Source organism: Marinobacter sp. SS13-12, from assembly GCF_030227115.1.
GTDB lineage: Bacteria > Pseudomonadota > Gammaproteobacteria > Pseudomonadales > Oleiphilaceae > Marinobacter.
Genome location: NZ_JASSUA010000002.1, coordinates 492,887 through 506,059 on the forward strand (window position 1 = coordinate 492,887; position 13,173 = coordinate 506,059).

Sequence of the window (13,173 nt, forward strand, 5' to 3'; positions counted from 1 at the left end):
CGCGCGCAAACTGGAAGAAATAGTCAATAGGAATGACGGAACCGGCGGTTGGCCCGGCGGGGAAAACAGGGCAGCATCAGGACTGAAAACACCACGATAGACGAATTACCACAGGAGAGCACCATGGCAGGTCCACTTACCTCATTGAAAGTCCTCGATTTCAGCACCCTGTTGCCAGGACCCTATGCCACCATGATGCTGGCGGATATGGGGGCGGAAGTACTGAGGGTGGAGGCACCGGACAGAGTGGATCTTACCAAGGTCATGCCACCGTTTGACGGCAAGATCAGTACGGCATTTTCCTACCTGACCCGGGGCAAGAAAACGCTGCCATTGAACCTTAAGCAAGCAGAGGCCATTGAGAAGGTAAAGCAGCTGGTTCAGGAGTACGACATCGTCGTCGAACAGTTCAGGCCGGGCGTGATGGATCGCCTTGGCATCGGCTACGAAACCCTGAAGGCCATTAATCCTCGGCTTATCTACTGCGCGATCACCGGTTACGGCCAGACCGGCCCCTACCGGAACCGCGCGGGCCACGACATCAACTACCTGTCGCTGGCGGGCGTCAGCAGCCACTGTGGTCGCGCAGACAGTGGACCGCCTCCGCTGGGCATTCAGGTGGCCGATGTGGCAGGTGGGTCCCACCATGCCGTTATGGGGGTTCTCGCCGCCGTTATCGAGCGACAGCAGACGGGGGCGGGTCAGTTTGTGGACATCAGCATGACCGACGCCGCTTTTGCGCTAAATGCCATGTCCGGTGCCGCCTGCCTGGCGGGTGGCCAGGAACAGGCGCCGGAAACCGCGCTGCTGAACGGCGGCTCCTTCTACGACTACTATCGAACCCAGGACAACCGCTGGCTGTCCATTGGGAGCCTTGAACCCCAGTTCTCCGCACGCCTGTGCGACACACTCGGTCTCGGCGATATGAAAAGCTTTGCCCTGAGCCAGAATCCAGAGCACCAAAAAGCTCTGAAGGCGGCGCTCAAGGAGAAGATATCAGAGAAGCCCTTGGCAGAGTGGCAGGAGGTATTCGCGGAACAGGATGCCTGTGTCGAGCCGGTATTGACCGTTTCCGAGGCGGCTGAACACCCTCAGTTGAAGGCGCGGGGAATGGTGGTTGAGGTTGATCGGGGGGATGGAGTGATGCAGAAGCAGATAGGTAGCCCGATAAAGCTAGGTTAGAATCCGAGATTAGTGCAGAGAAAGAAAAAACCCCGGCAATTGCCGGGGTTTTGGTTGGGTTGACCCTATTTTACTGGTCCTGATCCAGCGCTGAGTCCACCGTCGGGCTATCGCCTAGTACGCTGGAATTAACGACTGGGATTGCCTGTGATCTGATGTTGCCAATCACTTCAGCGGCCATTTCATTGAAAGCGTCACCAGTGCTCGAACCCTCTGGGCAAACCTGATCGTCCGGGTCAGCCGGTGTTGCAGGCGCGACAAACGTGCCGTGATTTGCTGTGGAGCAGGGTTGTGCACCGAAGAAGAACGACGCGGCGTTAGCGACAGAGGCAACCGGTGTCGGGTTGCTTGCGGAGATCAGAGAGCCAGAGGTCAATGGATCTACTCCGGCGCCCAGGTTAATCAGCGCCATCAGCGGCTCGGTTCCGGCCAGCGGCGCAGACAGGGCCTGGCCAAACGGTGCAACGTTAGCTTCATTAGGAACTGTCAGGTCACCGACCACCTCAGAGACCAGGATGCTGGTGGAGCCCTCTGCAGCGACACTGGCACCAAGGCTCTGGGAGTAGCTGACTGGATCCGTGGTATCGACCGCGGACTGCCATACGTAGAGGAACGTCTCCAAACTTGAGGTTCCCTGCACAACGGTTCCGCCGGTGGCAGCAGACAGGCCACCGAGGATTGCGCCCGAGAAAGCCGGGGAGTTCTCAGCCAATTTGCTCAGCTGAGAGCCGGTGTTCATCAGAGAGATAGAGCTGAGATTCGGGTAGCTCGCATCAATAGGTATCGCTGCGTAGGCGCCTCTCAGGGTTGCATTTTCGACCAGGCTGGCGAAGGTGGTGCCCGTGATCCCACCCAGCGAGTGTCCGACGAAGTGGAAGTTTGCGCCCTGTAGGCTGGTGTCGCCGTATGTAGCGTCGCCGTCGCCGTCAATGTCAAAGTTGCCTGATTTGATCGTGGCAGCGAGGTTTAGCAGGTCTACGACGCCTTGGCGAAGGGTATCTCGCGTTGTCTGGAGGCTGCCGACGTTGATGGCCAGGCTGCCTGACTCAACATCTGCAATATCAGCCTGCTGCTCCGGGGTAAGTGTTCCTGGAATTGCGGTGTAGTTAAAGTGCCGCTCTCCAACAAAGTCCGCATTCGGGAAGTCGGCTTCGTTCACATACGCGCCCAAAGGATTCAGGCCGGGGACCGTGCCCGCCGGGCTTCCACCCAGACCATGGAGAGGTTGGTCGATGGCAACTGTGGCAATACACTGACCAGGATCCGTAGCGTCGCCAATGTTTGCCGCCGGAGAGGCTTGGGCTGCAACTGTGATGGCGGGAATGGTTGCAACACTTCGGTCAACGGTAATGCCGTGCTGGAAAATGATGACGTCGTCGATTGACGTACAGCCAGAACCAGTATTCGGATAGAAAACAGTTACGGGCACTGCAACTTTGGCATTTTCCTGCGGGAACGGCATGTATTGAGTCAGATTAAGCGTGCCGTCAGTGTCTCGCGGAAATTCGAAGTTGGACAGTGAAGCATACTGTGGATCACCGCTGTCTCGGAATGCATCGATAGTAGCATTGAGCGTAGTCTCCAGTGTGGTGCTGCCGCGCCACATGCCTTCTACGAGTCCGGAACCATCGGTGCCCGGCAGCTCGGCGTAGTAAGGCAGCTCGATGGCGCCTTCAGTAACGTTCACCAAGGATGCTGCGGATTGAAGTTGGGCGTTACCCGATGCTTGAACTGCTGCCAGAGTATCTGCCGTGCGGGTAGTGTCACTGTAAAAAGCAGATGTCCTTGGCTGTGGGTAAGGCAGTCCGGGAATGGCTGATCCTACGACTTGCGGACCCAGATTGGGGTCAGTCTGGTAGGGAGCTACAGCAGCGCCAACTTTCTGTGCCAACTCAAGGTTTTCTGGCTCGGCACTGAGAGCGTCAGCCAAGGCCGCAAACACTTTGGAAGCAGTGGATCCAGCTGGCAGGTTGTCGCGAACAACTTGCAAAGCTGAATACAGAACGACCTCTTCACCCAGCTGCGTCAGGAAAGTGGCCGGTGAAGTAATGGCGTGCAGCGAAGTCTTGGTATTGGTAGTCGTCAGTGTGTAAGCCAGGGTGACATCGCTGTCGATGGAGTTGGCTGCCAACCAGGCCTCGGCCAGGCCTTGGCCGCCTTGAATTACGTCACGAATGGTTTGGAAGGCAGCGTTGCCGAGAGGGCCATCGCCGGCCATCTCAGAGTAGGGGACTGAGGGTGCGGTGGACTGTCCGTCTGCACCTTTCACTCCGTCCGTCACAATGACCAGGTACTTCGTTTGGTCTTCCAGCGGTTTCAGCGGAGTGATGCGAATAACATTGTCCGATCCACCGTCCAGTGAAATCACTTCTGTTCGGAAGTCCTGAGTAGCAAGTTTGGTGAGATCAAACGGATCTGACGTGTCAATGTAAGAAGGGTTGGCTGTCAGTTCAATGCTGGGCGTATTGGCTGAAACCGGCAGCATGTTGATCGGAACAAGGTGAACTGTCTGGCCAGCAACAACAGTGGAAGCTTTCAGAGATCCGTTGAAACGAACATTGATCTGGCCGGAGGTGGAGAAGCCGTCAAGGTCATTGATGGTATCGGAAGCCGGATCGGTGCCCGTGGTGAAGCCAGTAAAGTCGTAATTGGCACTTTGGCCCGCCCCAAGTAACAACACCAGATCAAAGTTTGCCGGAATGTCGAAATCGGGAGATGTAAGAATCGGATCGAAAATCGGACGCACCAAGCTCTGATCGATGGTTGTGTCAGTAATTTTATAGTCAGGATTCGCATTCTTAGACCCGGAACCGGCGCTGTCAAAGCACCCTGTTAGTCCAAGGGAGGACGCCACAGCAAGACTTATTAGAGTTTTCTTGAACATGGGTGTGAAACCTTTTCCTGTTGTTGTGTCGTTATTTTCGGCAGCTGACGGGGCCGGTCTGGTCCGGTAAACCCGTTGTCAGTGGCCTGTTCTGCTTATCTGTTGTCTGAATTTCTGGCCAGCGCTCTGTGCCAATTTTCTGTATCTCTGACTATAGCGACAGAAAGGCAACAGTTGATCCCTCTAAAGTGTGATTCTGGCCATTGGGAGCCTACCCGCACAGTCGGAGTTCGGCTTCATTGAAAAATAGTTGGCCCTGAGACGTTTGTCGAGTCCTTGGGGGCGCCAGTAACCCGCCTAACTGAAGTTTGAGAAGTCCGGCTTTCTTTTTTCCGTGAAGGCCTTAATGGCTTCGGCGTTCTCCGGGGATTTCAGGCGCTCAGCGAACAATTTACCCTCGGCCAGCATGGTGGTAGTCAGCGCTTCGCCGGTGGCCCTGTTCAGCAGTTCCCGGGTGGCGCGGATGGCGGCTGGGGGTTGGGCCGCAAGCCGGGCGCAGGCTTCAAGGGCTGTGGTTTCCGTTTGCGCAGGTTCGCACACTCTATTGATCAGGCCCATGCGCAGGGCGTCATCAGCGGTGAAGGCGTCGCCGAGCATCAGCAGTTCAGCCGCGCGTACCCGGCCAAACCAGGAGGGCAGCAGCAGGCTGGAGCCACCTTCCGGGCACAGGCCCAGAGTGGCAAAGGGCATCTGGAAGCGGGTGTTGTTACCGGCGAATACCAAATCACAGTGCAGCAGCATGGTGGTGCCGATGCCTACCGCCGGGCCGTTGACCGCGGCCACGATGGGCTTGTTCGTGGTGGCCAGCAGCAACAGGAAGCGGCCCACAGGGGTGTCTTCAAATTCGCCTGGAAGGCCGGCCGCGAAATCTCCCAGGTCGTTACCGGCAGTGAAGCAGTCGTCGCTGCCTGTATAAAGGACGCAGCGAATATCGTTGTCATCCCGGGCCTGTTCGATGGCATCGCCGAGGGCGGTGTACATAGCGTGGGTGAGGGCGTTCTTGCGGTCCAGGCGGTTAATGCGGACCGTTAGAATGTGATTGTTCTTTTCGGTGAGGACGAGGTCGGTCACGGTGTCTCCTGCGACAATCGAAGATAGCGACGATGTTACATTTTTTCGTGGCTGTTTAGCCAAGGTTCCCGTTAAAAACCTTCGCCGTCTGTCTGATCCCTCGTTTTCGGATTTTCTGGTAAACTTCGCGCTCCTGATTTTACAACCCCGATCTATAAACCAGACCTGATGAGACGCCTATGACCACCGTAATCCGCCAGGACGACCTGATTGAGAGCGTAGCGGACGCGCTGCAGTTCATTTCCTACTACCACCCGAAAGATTTTATTCAGGCAGTGTACGAGGCCTATCAGAGGGAAGAGTCCCAGGCGGCGAAGGATGCCATGGCGCAGATCCTGATCAACTCCCGCATGTGTGCCCAGGGCAAGCGGCCACTGTGCCAGGACACCGGCATCGTCACCGTGTTCGTTACTGTCGGCATGGACGTACAGTGGGATGCTGACATGGCGCTGGACGACATTATCAATGAAGGCGTCCGCCGGGCCTATATGCATCCGGATAACGTGCTGCGCGCCTCAATCCTCGCAGACCCGGACGGCAAGCGCACCAATACCAAGGACAACACCCCGGCGATCATCCACTACAAGATCGTGCCGGGCAATACGGTGGATGTGCATGTGGCCGCCAAGGGTGGTGGTTCTGAAGCCAAGTCCAAGTTTGCCATGCTGAACCCGTCGGACTCGGTGGTGGACTGGGTGCTGAAGATGGTGCCGCAGATGGGCGCTGGCTGGTGCCCGCCGGGTATGCTGGGAATCGGTATTGGCGGCACCGCCGAGAAGGCGATGGAACTGGCCAAGGAATCCCTGCTGGACCCGATTGATATCCACGACTTGCAGGACCGTGGCGCCTCCAATCGCGCTGAAGAGCTGCGCCTGGAGCTGTTCGAGAAGGTCAACGACCTGGGCATCGGCGCCCAGGGCCTGGGTGGCCTGACCACGGTTCTGGATGTGAAAGTGAAGGATTATCCGACGCACGCGGCCAACAAGCCGGTTGCCATCATTCCGAACTGCGCCGCCACCCGCCACGCGCACTTTGTGCTGGACGGCTCCGGCCCTTCACTACAAACCCCGCCTAGTCTGGAAGACTGGCCGGAGATCACCTGGGAAGTGGGTGACAGCGTTCGCCGTGTGAACCTGGATACGGTGACACCGGAAGACGTGAAAGACTGGAAACCGGGCGAAACCGTGCTGCTGTCCGGCAAGATGCTGACCGGCCGCGACGCTGCCCACAAGAAGATGGTGGACATGATCGAGCGCGGTGAGGAACTGCCGGTAGACCTGAAAGGCCGCTTTATCTATTACGTAGGCCCGGTCGACCCGGTCCGCGAGGAAGTGGTCGGCCCGGCCGGCCCCACCACGGCCACCCGCATGGACAAGTTCACCCGTACCATGCTGGAGAAAACCGGCCTCACCGGCATGATCGGCAAGGCCGAGCGTGGTCAGGTGGCCATCGATGCTATTCGCGAGTTCGGCGCTGTCTACCTGATGGCTGTGGGTGGTTCAGCCTATCTGGTGTCCAAGGCGATCAAGCACGCGGAAGTGGTTGCCTTCCCGGAGCTGGGTATGGAAGCCATCTACGAGTTTGAAGTGGAAGACATGCCGGTCACCGTGGCGGTAGATTCCAAAGGCTCCTCCGTCCACCAGACTGGCCCGGTGGAGTGGCACGACAAGATCATCGCTGCCAAAGCCGTCTGACGCTCCTGCCCGGAATTACGACGAACAACTGATGTTCAGGTGCTTCCCCCAGTCCGGGGGAGGCGCCGCGTATTCCTCGAATTCCGGCTGTTCATCGAACGGCTTTTTCAGCACCTTCAACAATTCCTTCATCGGTTTGTAGTCGCCGCCCTGCGCTTCCAGGATCACCTGCTGTGCCAGGTAGTTTCTCAGGATGTACTTCGGGTTCACCCTCCGCATCTGGAATTCCCGCTCGTCATGGGCTCGGGTTTCCGATTGCAGACGCTGTTCGTAGCGCTCCAGCCATTCGTCCGCCACGCTGCGATCCACAAACAGATCCCGAATCGGCGCAGAACCCTTCGAGGTGAGATTGGAGAGCCCACGGAAAAACAGGGTGTAGTCCACATGGTGCTCGTGCAGCATGCTGAAGGTATCCATGATCAGGCTCAGATCGGGCTCATCCTCCAGGCCCAGCCCCAGCTTGTCCCGCATGTTCTGCAAAAAACGCTCGTTGTAGGCCACCTCATAGCGCCGAAGCCCGCGCCGCACATCGTCTTCATTCATCACTGGAAGTAACGCATTGGCGAGATATTGGCAGTTCACGAAACCGATGTTGGGCTGGCGATTGTAGGCATAACGGCCACCCTGGTCGGTGTGGTTGCTGATGTAACCGGCATCAAAATCATCCAGGAAGGCGTAGGGCCCATAATCGAAGTTGTCGCCGATGATCGACATGTTGTCGCTGTTCATCACCCCATGGCAGAACCCCACTGCCTGCCAGTCAGCGATCATCCGAGCCGAACGCTCAACCACCTCCACAAACCAGCGCTGGTAACGCTCGTCTTCCGGCAGGTCGATCAGGTGAGGGAAGTGCAGTGAAATCACATGCTCTATCAGGGTTCGCAGGGCCTCCTCGCCCTCATGATGGGCCGCGAATTCGAAATGCCCGAAGCGGATGTGAGTTTCCGCCACCCGCATCAGCGCCGCCGCCGTTTCAATCGACTCCCGCCGCACCGGGTCCTTCGCACTCACCATGAACAGCGCCCGCGTCGTCCGAATCCCCAGCGCCGCCATCGCCTCACTGCACAGATACTCCCGAATGGTCGACCGCAGCACTGCCTTGCCATCGCCAAACCGGGAATAGGGCGTCATCCCCGCCCCCTTCAGGTGCCAGTCCCAACGCCGCCCGTCCGGACCAACCGTCTCCCACAACAACAACCCACGGCCATCTCCAAGGTCCGGGTTATACATCCCGAACTGATGCCCCGTGTACTTCATCGCCACCGGATCCATCCCCTCCAGCAGTTCCGTCCCGGCACCCACCCCGGTCCACTCTTCCGGATTCTGAGAATGAAACCCCATCTCCCGCGCCAGATCATGGTTAAAACACACCATCCGCGCGTCCTTCAACGGCGTTGGCTGCACCCGGGCATAGAAACTGTCCGGTAGCTCAAGATAACGATGTTCGACTTTAAAACTGTTGCTGCTCATATAACACCAGTGTCCCAGATAACTCCCAGCTCCCACAAACAAACCTAGCTCCTACCACCTATACTCCAATTGGTACAAAACCTGCAAAACCAAAAACAAACCAACAGGGAACCAACACAGTGTCCGCACCCGATCTGACTACCACCATCAAAACCCTGATCAACCAGGAATCCCTCCCCGATTCCTACGCCGACACCGTCAAAAAGACCATCCTCCCCCTGGCCCAACATATCCAGAGTCTCCGACAGGCCAGAGGCGAGCCAATCATCATCGGCATCCACGGCGCCCAGGGCACCGGCAAATCCACCCTCACCCTGTTCCTGAGGGAACTGCTGGCCACCCATTACCGCATACCCACCGCCAATTTCTCCCTGGACGACCTCTACCTCACCCGCGCCGAACGGGAAAAGCTGGCAGAAGACGTACACCCACTGTTTATCACCCGCGGCGTACCCGGCACCCACGACATCGCCCTGGGCCAGCAGGTTATAGAGCAACTGAAAGCCGCCGGCCCGGATACGGAAACCCCCATCCCCGCCTTCGACAAATCCCTTGATGACCGCTGCCCGCCTGACCTGTGGCCGGTATTCCGGGGCAGGGCGGACGTGATCCTGATCGAGGGCTGGTGCATCGGAGCAGTGCCGGCAGCCAGCGAGGCGGAACTGATGGAGCCGGTCAACGAACTGGAACGGTCGGAAGACCCGGAAGGTACCTGGCGCCAATACGTCAATCGCTGCCTCAAGGGCGAGTACGGTCAATTTTTCAACCAGGTGGACAGCCTGATCATGCTGCGGGCGCCGTCCATGGAATGCGTCCTGCAATGGCGCACCCTTCAAGAGCACAAGCTCCGGGATCGAACCAATGGCGCACCAAAAGAGGGCGGTAAGCACCGTGAGCCTGCGCAGCCATCGCGCATCATGAGTGACGAAGAGGTCGTCCGATTTATCATGCATTACGAGCGCATTACCCGCGCCAGCCTGGCGGAAATGCCGGCCCGTGCGGACTGCGTGATCAATGTTGGTGAAGACCACAGTTTCGGTGAACCGCTGATCCGTCAGCGCCAGTAGAGGACACAGCCATGCCCAAACCCCGCCTGATCCTGTTCTCAGACCTGGATGGCACCTTGCTGGATCATGACAGCTACGACTGGTCTCCCGCCAAGCCGGCACTGGCGAGGCTGGCAGCGGGCGAGATCCCGGTGGTGCTCAACTCCAGTAAAACCGCCGGCGAGATGCGCTCTATCAGGGAACAACTGGGCAACACCGCTCCCTTTATCGTGGAAAACGGCGCCGCAGTCATTATCCCCGCGAACTATTTTGGACCGGGCCCGGAGCAGGTGCAGAGTTTTGGGGCATCGCGGGATGAGGTGCTGGCGTTACTGGCGGAATGTCGGGCAGAGGGGTTCCGGTTCTGTAGTTTCACGGACATGAGCCCGGCTGAACTGGCAAGGCACTCCAGCCTCTCGGAGGCGGAAGCGGAACTGGCGAAAGACCGCGCCGGGACAGAGCCGCTTTTATGGGAGGGAGACGAGGAATCACTGGCCGAATTCCGCCAGAAACTGGGCGAGCACGACTGCCGCCTGGTGCAGGGCGGGCGCTTTCTCCACGCCATGGGCACCTTCGATAAAGCCGATGGGGTCCGGTTCTTGCTGGGCAAATACAGGGAACAACATCCCGTCGATAAAGTCATTGCCGTTGCATTGGGTGATAGCCCCAATGATCAGCACATGCTGGAAGAGGCGGATATAGCGGTGATTGTTCGGGGTGTGCAGTCCGAGAGCGTGTCCCTGCCGTCCCAGAGCCGGGCGATACGGTCTATCAAGACCGGCCCTGCCGGCTGGAACGAATGCGTGCTGAATCTGCTGATTGAGTACGGTTACTGAAACCGGGTTTTGAAACAACAGGAGAGCCGCCATGGGCGACTTTTATCAGAACGGCATCATCACAACCCTTCATAACCTTTGCCGGCGGCCGGTGGAGGAGCTGGAACAGGAGCTGATGAGCTTTCGCAAAGCCCGGCCCATGTCACTGGTATTGCCGTCGCTGTATTCGGAACTGGAAGGCCCGGCCCTGAAGAACATTGTGAAGGAACTGGTAAAGGTCCCGTACCTGGAACAGATCGTCATCGGCCTGGACCGCGCCAACGAACAGGAGTATCGCCACGCCCTGGAGTACTTCTCCGAGTTACCCCAGCATGTGCGGGTACTCTGGAATGATGGCCCGAGGCTGAGGGCCCTGGACCTCAAACTCCGGGAGCAGAACCTGGCGCCTACCGAAATGGGCAAGGGGCGGAACGTCTGGTATTGCTTCGGCTATGTGCTGGCCTCCGGAATGAGCAAATCGGTCGCTTTGCATGATTGCGATATCCTCACGTATTCCCGTGATCTGGTGGCGCGGCTGATTTATCCGGTGGCCAATCCCAACTTCAACTACATGTTCTGCAAAGGCTATTATGCACGGGTAGCGGACAGCAAAATGAACGGCCGGGTCAGTCGCCTGCTGGTGACGCCATTGATCCGAGCCCTCAAAAAGGTCTGCGGCCCCAGCGACTTCCTGGATTACCTGGACAGCTACCGTTACCCGCTGGCCGGGGAATTCTCCTTCCGTACCGACGTGATCAACGACCTGCGGATTCCCAGCGACTGGGGGCTCGAGGTGGGCGTGCTCTCGGAGATGAAGCGTAACTACGCTACCAATCGCCTGTGCCAGGTGGATATCGCCGACACCTACGACCACAAGCACCAGGAGCTGTCCCCGGAAGACGCCAGCCGCGGTCTTTCCAAGATGAGCACCGACATCAGCAAGGCCCTGTTCCGTAAGCTGGCCACCAACGGTGAGATTTTCTCCAATGAGAAGTTCCGCACCATCAAGGCCGCGTATTTCCGCATCGCCCTGGATTTTGTGGAGACCTACCAGAGCGATGCCGTGATCAACGGGCTGAGTTTTGACCGGCACAAGGAAGAGAAGGCGGTGGAACTGTTTGCCCAGAACGTGATGCGGGCAGGGGCCTATTTCCTGGACAACCCCATGGACACGCCGTTTATTCCAAGCTGGAATCGCGTCACCAGTGCCATTCCGGACATTAAGGAACAGCTGCTGGAAGCGGTGGAGCTGGATAACGAGGAGTATCGCTAGTGAGCAATACCCTGCACCACAAACTCGCCACCATGCTGGATGTGGTCTATCCGGCCATTGATACCGGTTTTCTGGCGGATAAGCTCCTTGAAACCATGGGGCTGGCGCCGGACACCCCCGCACCCCCGGCTCATCAGAATAACTGGGACGAAGCCGATGTCATGCTGATTACCTACGCGGATACGGTCCAGCGCAGCGACGAGAAGCCCCTCAAGACCCTGTTTCAATTCCTTGAAGACTGCCTGAAGGACACGGTCTCAGCGGTGCATATCCTGCCGTTCTTTCCCTACAGCTCGGACGACGGCTTCTCCGTGATGGACTATCTGGCCGTCAACGAATCCCACGGCGACTGGGAGGACATCGAACGCATCGCCGGCCACTACAAACTGATGGCGGACCTGGTGATCAACCACATGTCGGCCCGCAGCCGCTGGTTCGAGAACTTCAAGAAACGGGTTGATCCAGGCAAGGACTATTTCTTCGAGGCCCGGCCCACGGACGATCTCAGCGCCGTGGTCCGGCCCCGGACATCACCGCTGCTCAACGCAGTACAGACCGACGACGGTGAACGTTATGTATGGTGCACCTTCAGTGAGGACCAGGTCGACCTGAACTTCGCCAACCCCCAGGTGCTGAACGAGTTTGTCGGCATTATCCGTTATTACCTGGAGCGGGGCGTGAGCATCTTCCGGCTGGATGCGGTGGCCTTCCTGTGGAAAGAGGTGGGTACGCCCTCTATCCATCTGCAGCAGACCCATGAGCTGATCAAGATCCTGCGCCTGCTCATCGAGCATCACACCCCCCATGGCGTGGTCATTACCGAAACCAACGTTCCCAACCGGGAAAACCTGACCTACTTCGGCAACGCCAACGAAGCCCATGTGATCTACAACTTCTCATTGCCGCCGCTGCTGATCAACACGCTGGTCACCGGCAACTGCCGGCACCTGAAAACCTGGCTGATGAGCATGCCCCCGGCCCAGATGGGCACCACCTACCTCAACTTTATTGCCTCCCACGATGGGGTGGGTCTGCGCCCGACTGACGGCCTGCTTACCGAGGAGGAAAAGCAAAGGCTGATCAACACCATGGAATCCTTCGGGGGCAAGGTGTCCTACCGGCGCACGCCGGACGGCAAGGACCAGCCCTATGAAATGAACGTGGCGCTGTTCGATGCGCTGAAGGGAACAGCAGAGCGGGGTGCAGATCACTGGCAGCTGCACCGGTTTATCTGTGCCCACACCATTATGCTGGCCCTGGAAGGCATACCGGCATTCTACATCCACAGCCTGCTGGGCACGGAAAACGACCGCGAACGGGTAGAGCACACTGGTCGTTTGCGCTCCATCAACCGTGGCCAGTGGAACCTGGACAGCCTGGAGGCCGAGCTGGCGGACCCTTTGAGTCATCACCACAAAGTCTTCTCCGAGCTCAAGCGGCTGATCGCCATTCGCCGGCGGCAGACGGCGTTTCATCCCAACGCCACCCAGTTCACCCTGCATCTTGGGCTGCAGTTGTTCGGCTTCTGGCGCCAGAGCATGCGTCGGGATCAGTCCATCTTCTGCATCCACAACATTAGCGACGAGGTTCAGCAGGTCTCCCTGGGAGATATCAATCTGATTGGCACAGACCAGTGGCAGGATCTGATATCGGGCCTGAAAATCGATGACCTGTCCGGAAGCCTGACCCTCAAGCCCTACCAAAGTGTGTGGCTGTCCAACCGGGAATGATGGCAGAA

9 protein-coding genes are annotated in these 13,173 nt (G+C 58.1%); 6 read left to right on the plus strand and 3 right to left on the minus strand.

The window, feature by feature from the left end; all coding sequences use genetic code 11:
• Positions 1 to 123: 123 nt before the first annotated feature.
• A complete protein-coding gene (locus QPL94_RS15285) occupies positions 124 to 1,182 on the plus strand; it encodes a CaiB/BaiF CoA transferase family protein (protein ID WP_285358523.1) in 1,059 nt (352 codons plus the stop codon).
• 70 nt (positions 1,183 to 1,252) lie between these two features.
• On the opposite strand, the gene QPL94_RS15290 is transcribed toward QPL94_RS15285, so the two are convergent.
• Both QPL94_RS15290 and QPL94_RS15295 read right to left on the minus strand, forming a co-directional pair.
• Positions 1,253 to 4,066 (minus strand): MECDP-synthase, encoded by a 2,814-nt coding sequence (locus QPL94_RS15290; protein ID WP_285358526.1) that lies wholly within the window; start codon positions 4,064 to 4,066, stop codon positions 1,253 to 1,255.
• A gap of 297 nt (positions 4,067 to 4,363) precedes the next feature.
• Complete coding sequence (locus tag QPL94_RS15295; RefSeq protein ID WP_285358529.1) at positions 4,364 to 5,137, minus strand: enoyl-CoA hydratase; 774 nt, start codon at positions 5,135 to 5,137, stop codon at positions 4,364 to 4,366.
• A 179-nt stretch (positions 5,138 to 5,316) separates the two neighbouring features.
• On the opposite strand from QPL94_RS15295, the gene QPL94_RS15300 reads away from it, so the two are divergent.
• Positions 5,317 to 6,831, plus strand: a complete 1,515-nt coding sequence (locus QPL94_RS15300) for a fumarate hydratase (protein ID WP_285358530.1) — start codon at positions 5,317 to 5,319, stop codon at positions 6,829 to 6,831.
• Positions 6,832 to 6,846: 15 nt separating this feature from the next.
• Here the strand turns inward: QPL94_RS15300 and QPL94_RS15305 are convergent, their stop codons facing one another.
• The gene (locus QPL94_RS15305; RefSeq protein WP_285358533.1) at positions 6,847 to 8,301 is read right to left on the minus strand and encodes a protein adenylyltransferase SelO; all 1,455 of its coding nucleotides are present in this window, start codon (positions 8,299 to 8,301) and stop codon (positions 6,847 to 6,849) included.
• Positions 8,302 to 8,420: 119 nt separating this feature from the next.
• Between QPL94_RS15305 and QPL94_RS15310 the strand changes: the two genes are divergently transcribed.
• From QPL94_RS15310 to QPL94_RS15325, 4 genes are read left to right on the plus strand one after another with little or no spacing between them, the layout of a single operon-like run.
• Positions 8,421 to 9,368: a hypothetical protein gene (locus QPL94_RS15310; RefSeq protein ID WP_285358535.1), complete on the plus strand. Its 948-nt coding sequence runs from the start codon at positions 8,421 to 8,423 to the stop codon at positions 9,366 to 9,368.
• 11 nt (positions 9,369 to 9,379) lie between these two features.
• Positions 9,380 to 10,183: an HAD-IIB family hydrolase gene (locus tag QPL94_RS15315; RefSeq protein WP_285358536.1), complete on the plus strand. Its 804-nt coding sequence runs from the start codon at positions 9,380 to 9,382 to the stop codon at positions 10,181 to 10,183.
• 31 nt (positions 10,184 to 10,214) lie between these two features.
• Entirely contained in the window at positions 10,215 to 11,435 is a 1,221-nt protein-coding gene (locus QPL94_RS15320) for a glycosyltransferase family protein (RefSeq protein ID WP_285358540.1), read from the plus strand.
• Between the two features lie 32 nt (positions 11,436 to 11,467).
• Positions 11,468 to 13,165: a sugar phosphorylase gene (locus QPL94_RS15325; RefSeq protein ID WP_285358725.1), complete on the plus strand. Its 1,698-nt coding sequence runs from the start codon at positions 11,468 to 11,470 to the stop codon at positions 13,163 to 13,165.
• Positions 13,166 to 13,173: the final 8 nt, after the last annotated feature.

Bases quoted from the DNA above. Each gene is read 5' to 3' on its own strand.
- QPL94_RS15300 (WP_285358530.1), top strand. From the start codon at position 5,317: ATGACCACCGTAATCCGCCAGGACGACCTGATTGAGAGCGTAGCGGAC.
- QPL94_RS15320 (WP_285358540.1), top strand. From the start codon at position 10,215: ATGGGCGACTTTTATCAGAACGGCATCATCACAACCCTTCATAACCTT.
- QPL94_RS15285 (WP_285358523.1), top strand. From the start codon at position 124: ATGGCAGGTCCACTTACCTCATTGAAAGTCCTCGATTTCAGCACCCTG.
- QPL94_RS15315 (WP_285358536.1), top strand. From the start codon at position 9,380: ATGCCCAAACCCCGCCTGATCCTGTTCTCAGACCTGGATGGCACCTTG.
- QPL94_RS15305 (WP_285358533.1), bottom strand. From the start codon at position 8,301: ATGAGCAGCAACAGTTTTAAAGTCGAACATCGTTATCTTGAGCTACCG.
- QPL94_RS15290 (WP_285358526.1), bottom strand. From the start codon at position 4,066: ATGTTCAAGAAAACTCTAATAAGTCTTGCTGTGGCGTCCTCCCTTGGA.
- QPL94_RS15325 (WP_285358725.1), top strand. From the start codon at position 11,468: ATGCTGGATGTGGTCTATCCGGCCATTGATACCGGTTTTCTGGCGGAT.